Origin of the sequence: Streptomyces sp. L2 (assembly GCF_004124325.1) — a bacterium.
Classification (GTDB): Bacteria; Actinomycetota; Actinomycetes; order Streptomycetales; family Streptomycetaceae; genus Streptomyces.
This window is the reverse complement of the sequence record NZ_QBDT01000001.1, coordinates 5,451,614-5,466,598: the sequence shown is the minus strand read 5'-3', so window position 1 is coordinate 5,466,598 and position 14,985 is coordinate 5,451,614. Positions and strand designations below refer to the sequence as shown.

Annotated in this window: 14 protein-coding genes and 1 pseudogene; 10 read left to right on the top strand and 5 right to left on the bottom strand. The window is 71.4% G+C overall.

Going from position 1 to position 14,985, the window contains the following annotated elements; genetic code table 11:
- Positions 1-286: 286 nt before the first annotated feature.
- Entirely contained in the window at positions 287-1,600 is a 1,314-nt protein-coding gene (locus tag DBP14_RS24390; RefSeq protein WP_129309258.1) for an ammonium transporter, read from the top strand.
- Positions 1,597-1,935, top strand: a complete 339-nt coding sequence (locus DBP14_RS24385; RefSeq protein WP_129309257.1) for a P-II family nitrogen regulator — start codon at positions 1,597-1,599, stop codon at positions 1,933-1,935. Before DBP14_RS24390 ends, DBP14_RS24385 begins: the two co-directional genes overlap by 4 nt.
- Here DBP14_RS24385 and DBP14_RS24380 read toward each other — a convergent pair.
- The 3 genes from DBP14_RS24380 to DBP14_RS24370 form a co-directional block, all read right to left on the bottom strand.
- Positions 1,829-2,854: a DUF916 domain-containing protein gene (locus tag DBP14_RS24380; protein ID WP_129309256.1), complete on the bottom strand. Its 1,026-nt coding sequence runs from the start codon at positions 2,852-2,854 to the stop codon at positions 1,829-1,831. The genes DBP14_RS24385 and DBP14_RS24380 overlap by 107 nt on opposite strands.
- A 112-nt stretch (positions 2,855-2,966) precedes the next feature.
- Entirely contained in the window at positions 2,967-4,295 is a 1,329-nt protein-coding gene (locus DBP14_RS24375) for a beta-xylosidase (protein WP_129309255.1), read from the bottom strand.
- 190 nt (positions 4,296-4,485) lie between these two features.
- Complete coding sequence (locus DBP14_RS24370) at positions 4,486-4,962, bottom strand: hypothetical protein (protein ID WP_129309254.1); 477 nt, start codon at positions 4,960-4,962, stop codon at positions 4,486-4,488.
- A 454-nt stretch (positions 4,963-5,416) separates the two neighbouring features.
- Between DBP14_RS24370 and DBP14_RS24365 the strand changes: the two are divergent.
- The 6 genes and pseudogenes from DBP14_RS24365 to DBP14_RS24345 all read left to right on the top strand — a co-directional run.
- A pseudogene (locus DBP14_RS24365) lies at positions 5,417-6,955 on the top strand (PhoH family protein); the annotation flags it as partial.
- Positions 6,950-7,567 carry a PhoH family protein gene (locus DBP14_RS37470; RefSeq protein WP_347239684.1) on the top strand — a complete coding sequence of 206 codons (618 nt, stop codon included), beginning with the start codon at positions 6,950-6,952 and terminating at the stop codon, positions 7,565-7,567. The pseudogene DBP14_RS24365 and the gene DBP14_RS37470, both read left to right, overlap by 6 nt.
- Before the next feature lie 12 nt (positions 7,568-7,579).
- Positions 7,580-8,077 (top strand): rRNA maturation RNase YbeY, encoded by a 498-nt coding sequence (gene ybeY, locus DBP14_RS24360; protein WP_129309252.1) that lies wholly within the window; start codon positions 7,580-7,582, stop codon positions 8,075-8,077.
- Positions 8,078-8,086: 9 nt separating this feature from the next.
- Positions 8,087-9,394: a hemolysin family protein gene (locus DBP14_RS24355; RefSeq protein ID WP_129309251.1), complete on the top strand. Its 1,308-nt coding sequence runs from the start codon at positions 8,087-8,089 to the stop codon at positions 9,392-9,394.
- Positions 9,391-9,750: an MmcQ/YjbR family DNA-binding protein gene (locus tag DBP14_RS24350; RefSeq protein WP_129309250.1), complete on the top strand. Its 360-nt coding sequence runs from the start codon at positions 9,391-9,393 to the stop codon at positions 9,748-9,750. The genes DBP14_RS24355 and DBP14_RS24350 overlap by 4 nt, the downstream gene beginning before the upstream one ends.
- Before the next feature lie 106 nt (positions 9,751-9,856).
- Entirely contained in the window at positions 9,857-10,876 is a 1,020-nt protein-coding gene (locus DBP14_RS24345; protein WP_129309249.1) for a S66 peptidase family protein, read from the top strand.
- An 18-nt stretch (positions 10,877-10,894) separates the two neighbouring features.
- Here DBP14_RS24345 and DBP14_RS24340 read toward each other — a convergent pair whose 3' ends face one another.
- On the bottom strand, positions 10,895-12,352 hold the full coding sequence (locus tag DBP14_RS24340) for an MFS transporter (protein ID WP_129309248.1): 1,458 nt from the start codon (positions 12,350-12,352) through the stop codon (positions 10,895-10,897).
- Positions 12,353-12,442: 90 nt separating this feature from the next.
- Here DBP14_RS24340 and DBP14_RS24335 point away from each other — a divergent pair, with 90 nt between their 5' ends.
- Together DBP14_RS24335 and DBP14_RS24330 are read left to right on the top strand one after the other, a co-directional pair.
- Positions 12,443-13,318 (top strand): helix-turn-helix transcriptional regulator, encoded by an 876-nt coding sequence (locus DBP14_RS24335; protein ID WP_277752730.1) that lies wholly within the window; start codon positions 12,443-12,445, stop codon positions 13,316-13,318.
- Positions 13,319-13,346: 28 nt separating this feature from the next.
- Positions 13,347-13,700, top strand: coding sequence for a cytidine deaminase (locus DBP14_RS24330; RefSeq protein WP_129309247.1), 354 nt, complete (start codon positions 13,347-13,349; stop codon positions 13,698-13,700).
- Between the two features lie 111 nt (positions 13,701-13,811).
- Here DBP14_RS24330 and DBP14_RS24325 read toward each other — a convergent pair whose 3' ends face one another.
- On the bottom strand, positions 13,812-14,957 hold the full coding sequence (locus DBP14_RS24325) for a PfkB family carbohydrate kinase (protein ID WP_129309246.1): 1,146 nt from the start codon (positions 14,955-14,957) through the stop codon (positions 13,812-13,814).
- Positions 14,958-14,985 lie beyond the last annotated feature (28 nt).

The window sequence follows — 14,985 nt, the reverse complement described above, 5'->3', positions numbered from 1 at the left end:
GCTTGACGAAACCCGCACGCAACGAAACGTCACGGAAACACACCCGTACGCGACCGGAAACGCACGCCGGTGACGCTTCCGACTAGGGCGTGTTGCGAAAGTCCCGTCGTTCGCCCGGAGGGCGGGCCGCGCGGCGTCAGGTGCGTGCTCTCGGCGTGCCGGGCCCTGATCCTCGTACTGGATGTACTTGGGTCAGGGCCCGGTGCGGCGAGAGTGCGTGCATGGCGTCGCGCGGCAGACGGGACTTTCGCAACCCGCCCTGGCCCCCACACCGCTGGAGACGCCCGTGACCCTCGCCGCCGCTCACCTCGACACCGGCGACACCGCCTGGCTGCTCGCCTCGACCGCCCTCGTCCTGCTGATGACGCCGGGCCTGGCCCTGTTCTACGGCGGCATGGTCCGCACGAAGAGCGTCCTCAACATGCTGATGATGAGTTTCGTGTCGATCGCCCTGGTCACGGTGGTCTGGCTGGCCGGCGGCTACTCCCTGGCGTTCGGTGACGACATCGGCGGCGGACTGATCGGCGGCCTCGGCGAGGCGGGCATGGCGCACCTCGGGCCGGGCAGCGTCCACGGCTCGGTGCCGACCCTGCTCTTCGCCACCTTCCAGCTGACCTTCGCCATCGTCACGGCCGCCCTGATCAGCGGCGCCGTCGCCGACCGCACCAGGTTCTCGGCGTGGCTGCTGTTCGTGCCGGTGTGGACGCTGCTCGTATACGTTCCGATCGCCCACTGGGTGTGGGGCCCGGGGGGCTGGATCGGCGCGAAACTGGGGGCGCTGGACTTCGCGGGCGGCATGCCGGTGGAGATCGCGTCGGGCGCGTCCGGGCTCGCGCTGTGCCTGGTGCTCGGGCCGCGCCTGGGCTTCAAGAAGGACGCCATGCGCCCGCACAACCTGCCCATGGTGGTCCTCGGCGCGGGTCTGCTCTGGTTCGGCTGGTTCGGGTTCAACGCGGGCTCCGCGCTCGGCGCCAACGGCCTCGCCGCGGCGGCCTTCCTCAACACGCTCGCGGCCGGCTGCACCGGTCTGCTCGGCTGGCTGTTCGTGGAGCAGCGGCGCGACGGCCACCCGACGACCCTGGGCGCGGCGTCCGGCGCGGTGGCCGGCCTGGTCGCGATCACCCCGTCGTGCGGCACGGTCTCGCTGCTCGGCGCGCTCGTCGTGGGCCTGGCCGCCGGTGTGGTCTGCAGTTACGCGGTGAGCTGGAAGTTCAGGCTGAACTACGACGACTCCCTGGACGTCGTCGGCGTCCACCTGGTCGGCGGGATCATCGGCACCCTGCTGATCGGCCTGTTCGCCGAGAAGGCGATGACCGGCCGCGTGGAGGGCCTGTTCTACGGCGGCGGGCTCGCCCCGCTCGGCCGGCAGCTGGTGGGGATCCTCGCCGTGGCCGCGTACGCGTTCGCGGTGACGTACGGCCTCGGCAAGCTGCTCGACAGGACGCTGGGCTTCCGGGCGAGCGAGGAGCACGAGTACACCGGACTGGACCTTACGGTGCACGCCGAGACGGCCTACGATCACGGGGTCCTGGGGCACGGCGCCCCGGTCGGCGCGTCCCCCGTCGTCTCCTCCGCGCAGAAGGTCAAGTCCCAGGCATGAAGCTCATCACCGCGATCGTCAAGCCGTACCGCCTCGACGAGGTCAAGACCGCCCTGCAGGAGCTGGGCGTGCACGGCATGACCGTGACCGAGGCCAGCGGCTACGGCAGGCAGCGCGGCCACACCGAGGTGTACCGCGGGGCCGAGTACCGGGTCGACCTGGTGCCGAAGGTCCGCATCGAGGTGGTCGTCGACGACCTGGTCGCCGACGACGTGATCGACGCGATCGTCAGGGCCGCGCAGACGGGGAAGATCGGGGACGGGAAGGTGTGGGCGCTGCCCGTCGAGACCGTCGTACGGGTGCGGACCGGCGAGCGCGGCCCCGACGCGCTCTGACCAGCAGGACGCCCGTCACCACTCCGGCGGCGAACACCAGGGCCACCACCAGCCAGGGCAGTGCCAGGAAGGACGCGCTCGCCGACTGGCGGGTGCCCGGCGCGCTCGCGGTGAGCGTGACGGCGGCCCGGTTCAGCTGGGGCGCGCCGTGCCAGGACTCGGTGAGCGTGACGTGCTGGCCCGGCAGCAGCTCGGAGGGGACCCGGGTGAGGTCGCGGTCGAGCAGCGTGCGCCCGAACAGTCCGCGCGCCCTGAGGTCCACCTTCGGGTGCAGGGTGACGTTCCCGGTGTTGCGCAGGGTGTAGGTGATCGTCGCCGTGCTGTCGCCGAGGCCCGGGACGAGCGGCTGGTGGTGGCCGATGTGCACGTGCTCGACGGACAGCGCGGGGAGTGTGGGGCCGCCGACCCGGAGGTAGACGCGGGCGCCGACGGCCCGCTGCACGCCGAGCGCGACCCTGCCGCTGCCGGGGTCGACGTGTTCGTCCAGGGCGACGATCGCGCCGGGGTGGTCGCCGGGTTCGGCGCCCTCGGGGACGCGCAGTGTGAACGGCACGGTGACGGTCTTGTGCGCGGGCACGGTGATCCGGGTCTTCGCGGTCCGGGCCCAGGCGCCCACCCCGTGCATCGTCTCCTTCACCGTGCGCACGGCGAAGCCGCCGTCGCGGGCGGTGTTGTAGGCGTCGGCGGCGTACAGCCGGAAGGTGAGCGGCCGGCCCGTCTTGTTGGCGACGGCCACCTTGTCGGTGACGGTCTGCCCGGGGTCGGCGGAGAGGTAGAAGTAGGGGCGCGCGGCGATCTTGGAGGCCACCGGGTAGACGGACCAGCTGCCGTTGTCGGCGGCGTGGGCGGATGTGGGGGCGGCGGTGCCGGCGAGGAACAGGCCGAGCAGGCTCAGGAGGAGGACGTACGGCTTGCGCATGGGTGCGGACCCCCCGTGGGCTCGGGTGGTAGGCGGTCGGGCGGGTGCGGACCCCGCGGGTGCGGTACGGCGGCGTTGCTTCTGCCGTACGGCGGGGCGCCCGGCCGGTGGGTCAGGTGAGGGTGAGGGTCAGGACGCCGGAGTACGAGCCCGGAGGCGTGAACGCCGGTACGTCCAGGGAGAGTCCGGCGTCGACGGTGAACTCACCGCCGGTGACCGTGCCGTCCGGGGTCGACGCCAGGGTCGCTCCCGTCAGGCCCACGGCGCCCGCCGAACCGGCGTTGCAGGTGCTGGGGCTGCCCGCCTTGGTGGCGCAGGCCGGCGTCCAGCTCAGCCTGCTCGCGTCGATCTTGGCGCCGGGACCGGTGAAGTCGGTGACCTTGCCGGTCAGGGACCAGCCCGCGGGGCCGCCGCGGAAGTCCTTGACGGTCACCGTCTGCAGGGAGCCGGTCGAGGCCCCGCCCTTGCCGAAGTCGACGGCCGAGAGGGCCACGGCGTCCCCGGCCTGGGTCATCGACAGGGTGCCCGCCTTGACGGTGGTGGTCAGCTTCTGGCTGCCGGGCGGCACGGGCGTGTCGTCGTTGACGACGTAGGCCGCGGGGCCCGCGCCGGTGTCCGCGTTCCAGGAGGCGCCCTCGTACGCCACGATCCCGGTCGTCGTCTTGTCGTTGACGGTGAGGGAACCGCTGAAGGAGCCCTGGTCGTTCGCGGTCACGGTCGCGGTGTCCGCGGTCTGTGTGTCCCCGGCCCGCCCGGCCAGCGTGACGCTCGCGCCCGGCGTGAAGGCGCTGCCGCTCACGGTGACACTGGCGCCCGGGTCACCGGAGGCCGAACTCAGGGAGATCGCCCGGGTGTTGGCCGGGGTGCCGTCGGTCGCCGTGATCGTCTCGGACGCCGGGGCGGGCGGGTTGGTGACGGTGCACGGGGTGTCCAGCTCCATGATGTAGCTGGTGTGGATGTTGTAGTCGCCCGGCGCGAGGGTGATCTGGCCGGCCTTGGTCACGGTGAACGTGCCGGTCATGGAGAACGACGGGAAGGCCGCCTTCCCCGGCACCGGCGGGTTCTTCTTGGGACCGGCGACGGTCACGTCCCCGGTCTGCGCGCCACCGAGGGTGACCTTGCCGGTCGGCGTCATGATGTCGGCCGGCAGCGCCAGGTCGGTGGGGTTGCTAGCGGCGGCCGTGACCACGGTGTACGTCACGGTCACCGTGTCGCCGACCTTCGGACTGGTGTTGTCCACCGCCACGTTCGCGGTGGTGGTGCCGTCGATCGGCGGCAGGCCCGCGATGGCGGGCGGGATGCAGTGCGTGGCGAAGTCCACGTTCGTGGCGGCGGCGCCGGCCGGGCAGGCCAGCGCGCCGCCCGCGGTGACCGCGAGCGCGGTCGCCCCGAACAGTGACGCCCAGCGCCACCGTCGGGATCTTCGGGGTGTCGAACCCATGGGGCCCCCTCCTGAGGGTTGCTGGCGCAGCGGCTCGTCTGCGCCGACAGGGGGCATTGATGTGGAGCGGGCGTGAGAAGTCAATGGAGATGCCGCAGAAAACTGACGGAGTATCAGTTTCTGCGGCATCCAGGGGAGTTCCGGCAGGAACCGGAACAGATCACTCACCTGTCCCGCGCTCTGGTCTCGCTCAGTCGAACACGAACGGACCGGGCGACTGCGGGGCGGTGGCCGTACAGGTGACCGTGACCCCGAAGATCACCATCTTCAGCGAGCCGCCGTAGGCCTCCAGGCTGTCCCCGGAGGCGACGGTGCCGCTGAGGGGTCCGACGCTGACCGGGTCGCCGGTGGCCATGGCCGGGTTCTTCGTCCCACTGAAGGCGGTGGTGCCGCCGCCCGCCTTCACCAGGGTGAGGGTGGAACTGATCGAGTCCTGCGCCACCGCGACGGGCGCGCTGATGGCACTGGACGTGAGGGTCATGGTCGCCGAGGTGCCGCTCTGGGTGGCGGTGAGGGTGGCCGAGCCGCCGCCGAAGATGCCGCAGCTCGCCGTGATGGTCGCCGTCTGTGGGGTGACGGCGGCCGCGGTGGGTGCGAAGGCGAGCCCGGCGACCGCGAGGGCCCCGGCCGCCACGGCCGCACCTGTGACTGTTCGCTTGCCTCTCATGGGGATCCGCTTCCCTTCACTTGTGGGAATGCCATGTGGGGATGGACGGGAACACGCTCCGACGAACGGCAGGCCGTGCGGGTGGGTGCGGACACGCGGCACGGCGGTGCGGATCTGACGGGTCGTCGGACGGTACGCCTTCATTGACCCGTACGCCCCGGACCCCCACAAGGTTGAATTCCAGCCGACCTTTCGTTCGGTCGGTGCGCAGTCGGCCGCGCACAGGCAGGGCAGATGGCGTGCACATCATTACGTTGTGCCGAGCGGACGACCCCATTGCGTAACCGCTGCGTCCACTCCTTCGGCACCGCACGCAAGCGAGTCCACACCCCGCCCCTGGCTCCTTCGAAAAGCCTTACGGCCTCCCCATCCCCCCGTCGTACTCTTGACAGTGCGAGGCCGCCCTCAGCTACGCGGCCGTGACGAGGAGGAACCGCAGGCCCTGCGCCGGCCCATGACTCAGACACCCGCAGCCGACAACCCCGCCCAGGGGCAGGCAAAAGCACAGATCAGCGTCCCCGCTCAACACCCGATGGTGACCGTTCTGGGGTCCGGAGACTCACTCCTGCGCGTGATCGAGAAGGCCTTCCCGGCAGCCGACATCCACGTCCGGGGCAATGAGATCAGCGCCGTCGGAGACGCCCACGACGTGGCACTCATTCAGCGCGTGTTCGACGAGATGATGCTGGTGCTCCGCACCGGTCAGCCGATGACGGAGGACGCAGTGGAACGCTCGATCGCCATGCTGAGGGCGAGCGAGAACGGCGAAGGCCCGGAAGAGACCCCGGCCGAGGTACTCACCCAGAACATCCTGTCCTCGCGCGGCCGTACGATCCGCCCCAAGACACTGAACCAGAAGCGGTACGTCGACGCGATCGACAAGCACACCATCGTCTTCGGTATCGGCCCCGCAGGCACCGGCAAGACGTACCTCGCCATGGCGAAGGCAGTGCAGGCCCTGCAGTCCAAGCAAGTCAACCGCATCATCCTGACCCGTCCGGCAGTGGAGGCCGGAGAGCGCCTCGGATTCCTGCCCGGAACGCTCTACGAGAAGATCGACCCGTATCTGCGGCCGCTGTACGACGCGCTGCACGACATGCTGGACCCTGACTCGATTCCCCGGCTGATGGCGGCGGGGACCATCGAGGTGGCGCCGCTGGCGTATATGCGAGGGAGAGCGCAACCGATCTTCACGAAGGTCCTGACGCCGGACGGCTGGCGCCCCATCGGCGATCTTCAGGTCGGTGATCTCGTCATCGGTTCGAATGGTGAGCCGACCCCGGTCCTGGGCGTCTACCCGCAGGGCGAGAAAGACGTCTACCGTGTCACCGCTCAGGACGGCTCCTGGACCCTCTGCTGCGGCGAGCACCTATGGACGGTCAGGACGCGCGACGACAAGCGCCGCGACAAGCCGTGGCGGGTCCTGGAGACCCAGGAGATGATCGGCAACCTGCGGGCGGCACACTATCGCCGTTACGAGTTGCCCATGCTGACGGCACCGGCGTGCTTCCCGGAGCGAGCGGTCCCTATGGATCCGTATGCGCTCGGTCTGCTGCTGGGCGACGGCTGCATCACCGGATCGACCACTCCCTCCTTCGCCACCGAGGATCCCGAACTCGTGGTGGCATTGGAGACCGCGATCCCGGGCGTCGTCGCGCGCCATCGAGGCGGGCCGGACTACGTTCTCAACAGGATCAAGTCTCCGGGCGACATGGTGACGCTGGCCAATCCGGTCACGCGAGTCATGCGTGAGCTGGATCTGATCGGCTCTCGATCGCACACCAAGTTCGTTCCGGATGACTACCTGTACAACTCCGCTGAGGTGCGCCTGGCCGTTCTGCAAGGCCTCCTCGACTCCGATGGCGGGCCGGTCACCCAGAAGGACCGGACGTGCCGAATCCAGTACACGACAACATCCATTCTCCTGCATGACGATGTGATCGCCCTAGTACAGTCACTGGGCGGAGTGGCCTACGCCCGACGTCGCATGGCCGAGGGGCGCAACCCAAGCACCGCGATCGCTGCCCACCGCCGCGACGCCCACATCATCGACATCCGCCTCCCCGAAGGCATCGAGCCCTTCCGCCTGGCTCGCAAGCGCGACAAGTACCACGCGGCCGGAGGCGGCGGACGCCCCATGCGGTTCATCGACAGCATCGAGCCCGCGGGCAGGGAGGAGACCGTCTGTATCCAGGTGGCGGCCGAGGACTCGCTCTACGTGACCCAGGGCCACCTGCTGACGCACAACACGCTCAACGACGCCTTCATCATCCTGGACGAGGCTCAGAACACGAGCCCCGAGCAGATGAAGATGTTCCTCACCCGCCTCGGCTTCGACTCCAAGATCGTGATCACGGGTGACGTCACCCAGGTCGACCTGCCCGGCGGCACCAAGTCCGGGCTGCGGCAGGTGCAGGACATCCTGGAGGGCCTCGACGACGTCCACTTCTCCCGGCTCACGTCCCACGATGTCGTACGGCACAAGCTGGTCGGCCGTATCGTCGACGCGTACGAGAAGTACGACAGCAGACACGTCACCGAGAACGGCGGCGCCGCCAAGGGCGGCCGAGGCAGAGCCGCCGGGCACGGGCACAAGGGGAAGTAGACCAGCACGACCATGTCGATCGACGTCAACAACGAGTCCGGAACCGAGGTCGACGAGCAGGCGATCCTCGACATCGCCCGCTACGCGCTCACGCGGATGCGCATCCACCCGCTCTCCGAGCTCTCGGTGATCGTCGTGGACGCCGACGCCATGGAGCAGCTCCACATCCAGTGGATGGACCTGCCCGGCCCCACGGACGTCATGTCCTTCCCGATGGACGAGCTGCGCCCGCCCACGAAGGACGACGACGAGCCCCCGCAGGGCCTCCTCGGGGACATCGTGCTCTGCCCGGAGGTCGCCAAGAAGCAGGGCGAGGACGCGCCGACCCAGCACTCCATGGACGAGGAGCTGCAACTGCTCACCGTCCACGGAGTGCTGCACCTCCTCGGCTACGACCACGAGGAGTCGGACGAGAAGGCCGAGATGTTCGGCCTCCAGGCCGCCATCGTCGACGGCTGGCGCGCCGAGCACGGGCTGACCGGGCCGTCCCCGGCGCCGACCGTCTCGTAAGCGGGCCGCATGTCTCCGCAGATCGTCATGGGTGCGATCGCGCTGATCGTGGTCGCCTGGCTCGCCGCGTGCGCGGAGGCCGGCCTCGCGCGGGTCTCCGCCTTCCGCGCCGAGGAGGCCGTGAAGTCCGGCCGGCGCGGCGGCGCCAAGCTGGCCCAGATCGCCGCCGACCCCACCCGCTACCTCAACCTGGCCCTGCTGGTCCGCGTCACCTGCGAGATGGCGGCCGCCGCCATGGTCACCTACGCCTGCCTGGAGGAGTGGGACTCGACCGTCCAGGCCCTGCTGATCGCCATCGGCGTCATGGTCCTCGTGTCGTACGTCGCCGTCGGCGTCTCCCCGCGCACCATCGGCCGCCAGCACCCGCTGAACACGGCGACGGCGGCCGCGTACGTGCTGCTGCCGCTCGCCAGGGTCATGGGCCCCATCCCGTCGCTGCTGATCCTCATCGGCAACGCCCTCACCCCCGGCAAGGGCTTCCGGCGCGGCCCGTTCGCCTCCGAGGCCGAGCTGCGGGCCCTGGTGGACCTCGCCGAGCAGGAGTCGCTGATCGAGGACGAGGAGCGCCGCATGGTGCACTCCGTGTTCGAGCTGGGCGACACACTGGTGCGCGAGGTGATGGTGCCGCGCACGGACCTCGTCGTCATCGAGCGGTACAAGACCATCCGGCAGGCCCTCACCCTCGCGCTGCGCTCCGGCTTCTCCCGGATACCGGTCGCCGGCGAGAGCGAGGACGACATCGTCGGCATCGTCTACCTCAAGGACCTGGTCAGGAAGACGCACATCAGCCGGGACGCCGAGAACGACCTGGTGTCCACGGCCATGCGGCCCGCCGCGTTCGTCCCCGACACCAAGAACGCGGGCGACCTGCTGCGCGAGATGCAGAAGGACCGCACGCACGTCGCCGTCGTCATCGACGAGTACGGCGGCACGGCCGGGATCGTCACCATCGAGGACATCCTGGAGGAGATCGTCGGCGAGATCACCGACGAGTACGACCGTGAGCTGCCGCCCGTGGAGGACCTCGGCGACGACCGCTTCCGGGTCACCGCCCGCCTGGACATCACCGACCTCGGCGAGCTGTACGGGCTGGAGGAGTACGACGACGAGGACGTCGAGACCGTCGGCGGGCTCCTCGCCAAGGCACTCGGACGGGTGCCCATCGCGGGCGCGTCCGCCCAGGTCGAACTGCCCGACGAGCGCAGACTGAAGCTGACGGCGGAGGCCGCGGCCGGCCGCCGGAACAAGATCGTGACCGTGCTGGTGGAGCCGGTGGCCCCCGCGACCGGGCCGGCCGGGGAGGAGAGAGCCGAGTGACCCCTCAGCAACTGCGCGCCCTCTGCCTGTCGTTCAACGCGGCCGAGGAGGACTTCCCGTTCAGCCCGGAGGCCTCCGTCTTCAAGGTGCTGGGCAAGATGTTCGCCCTGTCGGTGCTGGACGCCCGCCCGCTGACGGTCAACCTCAAGTGCGACCCCGAGGACGCGATGCGGCTGCGCACCGAGCACGAGGGGCTGATCGTCCCCGGGTACCACATGAACAAGCGGCACTGGAACACCGTGACCGTCGACGGCGGCCTCCCGGACCGGCTGGTGAAGGAGCTGGTCGAGGACTCGTACGACCTCGTCGTCGCGGGCCTGCCGAGGGCCGAGCGGCTGCGCCTGGACCGGCCTTGACGCGTGCCTCGACCGGCCTTGACGCCTGCCCGGACCAGCCGTGACGCGCCTTGACCGGCCGTAATCCGTTTGCCGCCCCCTCCCGGCCCCCACCAGAATCCGCCGCATGACTGTGCGATATCCGCGCCCTCTGCGCCCCGGTGACCGTGTCGGTGTGACCTCGCCTTCCAGCGGGGTCGCCGAGGAGTTGCGCGGGCGGCTCGACGTGGCGGTCCGCGTCCTGGAGGAGCGCGGCTACGAGGTCGCCGTCGGCCGGTGCATGGACGGCTCGACGCACCTCAGCGCCCCGGCCGCCGAACGGGCCGCCGAGTTCACCGAGATGCTGACCGACCCCTCCATCCGGGCCGTGGTGCCTCCGTGGGGCGGGGAGACCGCGATCGACCTGATACCGCTGCTGGACTTCGAGCGGATCGGGGCGGCCGAGCCGACCTGGGTCGTCGGCTACTCCGACATGTCGACGCTCATCACCCCCCTGACGCTGCTGACCGGCGTGGCGACGGTGCACGGCAACAACCTCATGGACACGCCCTACCGGACGCCCAAGGGGCTGCTGTCCTGGCTGGACATCGTGGCCGCCCCGCAGGGCGAGCCGTTCGGCCAGACCCCGCCCGGCCGGTACCGCTCCGGGGGGTGGGACGACTGGGCGAAGAACCCGGAGGTCCGCGACCTCACCCTGGACGCGGAGGGGGCCTGGACCCGGCTGGACGGCACCGGCGACGTGGACGTGGAGGGGCGGCTGATCGGCGGCTGCATCGAGACGCTCGCCAACTTCGCGGGGACGCGGTACCTGGACACCGCCGGCTTCGCGGGGGACGACGACCTGCTGGTGTACGTGGAGGCCTGCGAGGACAACGCGTTCACCATCTGCCGGAACCTGCACGGCATGCGCCTCGCCGGGTTCTTCGACCGCGCGGCCGCCGTCCTCGTCGGCCGGACCCACGCCCCGGACAGTCGGACCCTCACTCAGCACGAGGCCGTGCTGGACGCGCTCGGCCCGCTCGGTGTGCCGATCGTCGCCGATGTCGAGTGCGGGCACCCGGCGCCGTACCTGCCGCTCGTCAACGGCGCGCGCGGCCGTGTGGTGCACACGGCCGCGCGGAGCGAGATCGTTCAGACCCTGGACTGAGCGAGGGCCGGGGGCTGTTCAGGACCGGCTCCCGTTCCGGCGCAGGCCCAGGCCGACCAGGACGGCGGCGGCGAGGACGATCGCCGCGTCCAGGGCGAGGACGGTGTGGACGCCGGCCAGCAGGTCGTCGGAGGTCGTCGCCAGCACGCCCAGCAGCGGGATGCCGACGGTGATGCCGACCTGCTGCGTGGAGGTGACCAGGCCGGTGGCCAGGCCCTGCTCCTCGTCCGGGACACCCGAGGTGACGGTGAGGCCGTACGAGATGATCGCGCCCAGGTGGCACATGCTCGCCAGGGACACCCCGGCCACGGCGACCCACACCGACCAGGTGTGGGCGTTCAGCAGGAGCAGGCTCGCGATCAGCGCGCCCTGGCCGGTCAGCGAGCCGACCAGGGTGCGGCGGGCGCCGAAGCGGCCGATGACCTTCGGCGCGAGGGTGCCGGCGACGGCCGACAGCACACCCTGGACGCCGAAGACCAGGCCGGTCTCGAAGGCGGACAGGCGCAGGGTCTCCTGGAGGTACAGGGTCAGGACGAAGACGACCGTCGACATCATCGAGAAGGTGACCAGACCGCCCAGGTTGCCCCACGCGACCGTGCGGCGGCGCAGCATCGGCAGCGAGACCAGGGGAGCGGCCGAGCGGGACTCGACGACGGTGAACACGGCGAGCAGGGCGAGGCCGGCGAGCAGCGTGGTGATGACGTCGGCGCGGCCGAAGCCGTGGTCGGCGGCGGTGGACAGGGCGTAGATCAGGGCGAGCAGGCCGCCGGTGACGGCGACGGCTCCGGGCACGTCCAGGCGGGGGCGCTCCGGGATGGGGGCACCTCCCATGCCCTTAAGGCTATGGGGGAGGGACTCGGGCAGCAGACCGGGGGCCAGCGGCAGCACGATCAGCGCGAACAGCGACAGCAGCGCCATCGTGGAGCGCCAGCCGAGCGCGTCGGTCAGGACGCCGCCCGCGACCATGCCGACGGTGAAGCCCAGCGACAGCAGGGTGCCCGAGATGCCGAGGGCGCGGTCGCGGGCCGGGCCCTCCGGGAAGGTGGTGGTCAGCAGGGACATGCCGGTCGGCACGATCGCCGCCGCGCCCAGACCCTGCAGCGCGCGGCCGGTGAGGAAGGACGCCGGGTCCCAGGCCAGCGTGGACAGCAGCGAGGCGGCGCCGAACAGGGCGAGTCCGGCCAGGAACAGCCTGCGGCGGCCGTACAGGTCGCCGATCCGGCCGAACAGCAGCAGGAAGCCGCCGGAGGGCAGTGCGAACGCGGTGACCGCCCACTGCAGCGCGGACCGGCTCATGCCGAGGTCCGAACCGAGGTCGGGCAGGGCCACGTTCAGGACGGAGAAGTCCAGCGCGACCATGAACTGGGCCGCGCACAGGACGAAGAGGACGAGCTTGTCACGCGTCGACAGCCTGGGGTCGTCGAGCGGTTGGACGTCGGGGACGGTGGTGGGCCGGGTGGAGGTGTCGATCGCCATGGCAAGAGCATCCGGCGCCCGGAACAATGGTGGGGAGTCGGAACTTATGGTGGTGGTGGCACCACCAGACACGACGGGGGGAGCGGTCACGTGGCTCAGGACGAGCTGAAGAGCCGCCGGCTGCGGGAGCTGAGGGAGTTCCTGATGAGCCGGCGGGCCCGGGTGAGCCCGGAGGAGGCGGGGCTGCCGAGCGGCGGGGCCCGGCGCCGCACGCCCGGCCTGCGGCGTGAGGAGGTCGCCGTGCTCGCCGGGGTAGGCGCCTCCTGGTACCAGTGGCTGGAGCAGGGGCGGGACATCTCCGTCTCCCCGCAGGTCCTGGACTCGGTGGCCCGCGTGCTGCGGCTCAGCGACGCCGAGCGCCGGCATCTGTACGTGCTGGCCGGCCTCAACCCGCCCGCGCCCGAAGTGGCGCCCGGGAAGCGGGACATGAGCGAGGGGCTGCGGCGCCTGATCGACACCTGGATGCCGTACCCGGCGCACATCATGGACGCGTACTACAACTGCGTGATGTACAACGACGCGGCCGCGCTGGTGCTCGGCATGCGGCCCGGCATCACGCAGAACTGCCTCGTCGACTTCTTCACCGACCCGCTGTACCGGTCGCGGAGCAAGAGCTGGGAGCGGAACGCGCGCACGGTCGTCGCGCAGTTCCGGGCGGCCACGGCGGCGCGCCCGGAGGACGACGGCTACCAGGCGGTGCTGGACGAGCTGAGCGCAGCGAGCCCCGAGTTCGTGGCGCTGTGGGCCGAGCGGGACATCGAGGACCAGGGGCAGGTGCGCAAGGAGCTGGACCATCCGGTGGTCGGGCTGCTGGTCGTGGAGTCCACGGCGATGAAGGTGCCGGCGCGGCCCGACCTGTCGATCGTGCTGCACACGCCGCTGGAGGAGGCGAACACCGCCGCGAAGCTGGAGTGGCTCGCCTCTCCGGAGGGCAGGCGCGGCACGATGTACCCCGTGGCTGGGTGAGGGCGTCCGGGCTTCGTATGCTCTGTCCATGACCGAGAGCAGCGCGCTTGACCCCGAGGACCGCAAGATCGTCACCCTGGCCCGTTCCGCGCGGGCCCGCAACGGTGTGCCCGAGGGGGCGGCCGTACGGGACGAGACCGGGCGGACGTATGTCGCGGGGTCGGTCTCGCTCGCCTCGCTGGAGCTGAGCGCGCTGCGTACGGCCGTCGCCATGGCGGTGGCGTCGGGCGCGAAGTCGCTGGAGGCGGCCGCGGTGGTCAGCGAGGCGGCGGAGGTCGCCGCCGAGGACCGGGCCGCCGTGGCGGACCTGGGAGGCGCCGCGACGCCGGTGCTGCTGGCCGGGCCCGACGGCACGGTCCGGGTGACGGTCAGCGCCGGCTGAGAATCCCGCCCACCAAATCCCTGACTCGGCAGACCGAAGGCACTGGGACGGCTGCGCAACTCGTCGGCCCAGAAGCAAGGCTCGGCAGGATGCCGTCAGCGACAGCACGGTTCAGGGCGCGTGCCGGAAGCCGATCGTCGGGACCGCGCGGCGCAGGGGCCAGGGGCGGACCGGTTCCTCGGGCATCAGGTGTTCGAGGAACGCGTACCGGTCCAGGGCGGCCGGGTCCTGGGCGTCGACGGACTGGACCTCGCGCCACCAGGCGCCGATCTCGGCCCACCCGGGGGCGGAGAGGGAGCCGCCGAACTCCTGGACGGACAGGGCGGCGGTGAGGCCGGCGAAGGCCAGCCGGTCGGCGAGGGGCCAGCCGGCGAGGCTGCCGGTGACGAAGCCGGCCACGAAGACGTCGCCGGCGCCGGTCGGGTCCAGGGCCTCCACGGCGATGGCGGGCACTTCGGCGTCCTCCCCGGTGCGCCGGTCCACCGCGTACGCGCCGTCGGCGCCCAGGGTGACGACGGCCACCGGGACGTGCCGGGTCAGGGCGCGGGCGGCGGCGCGGGGGCAGTCGGAGCGGGTGTAGCGCATCGCCTCCTCGGCGTTGGGCAGGAACGCCTCGCAGTGCCGCAGGTCGGTGAGGCCGGCCAGGTCCCAGGCACCGGTGTCGTCCCAGCCGACGTCGGCGAAGATGCGGGTGCCCCGGCGGGCGGCCTGGGCGACCCAGGGCGCGCCGCGGCCCGGGGTGAGGGAGGCGACGGCGGCGACGGCGCGGGGCGGGCAGTCCGGCGCGGGTTCCTCCGGGGGCGGTTCGTGGCCGTGGGAGACCATCGTCCGCTCGCCCTCGTAGGCCATGGAGACGGTGACCGGGGAGTGCCAGCCGGGGACCGTGCGGGAGGCGGAGAGGTCGATGCCCTCGCCCTGTTCGAGGGCGTCCCAGCAGTACTCGCCGTAGTGGTCGTCACCGAAGGCCGCCGCGAGGGAGGTGCGCAGGCCGAGCCGGGCGAGCGCGGCGGCCATGTTGGCGACCCCGCCGGGGCTGGAGCCCATGCCCCGGGCCCAGGACTCGGTGCCGCGGACGGGCGCCGAGTCCAGGCCGGTGAAGATGATGTCGAGGAAGACGGTGCCCGTGAGGTAGACGTCCCAGGGCGGGTCGCCGGGTGTGCGGCGGGCGGCGAGCGGGTCGACCCCGGTCCGGCCGCGCGCCGCCTGCGTGAGGTGCTCGGGTTCCTCTCCGGTGGACGGACGGGACGGCGTGGTCACGGTGCGCTCCCTGGCATGGTGCGGATCT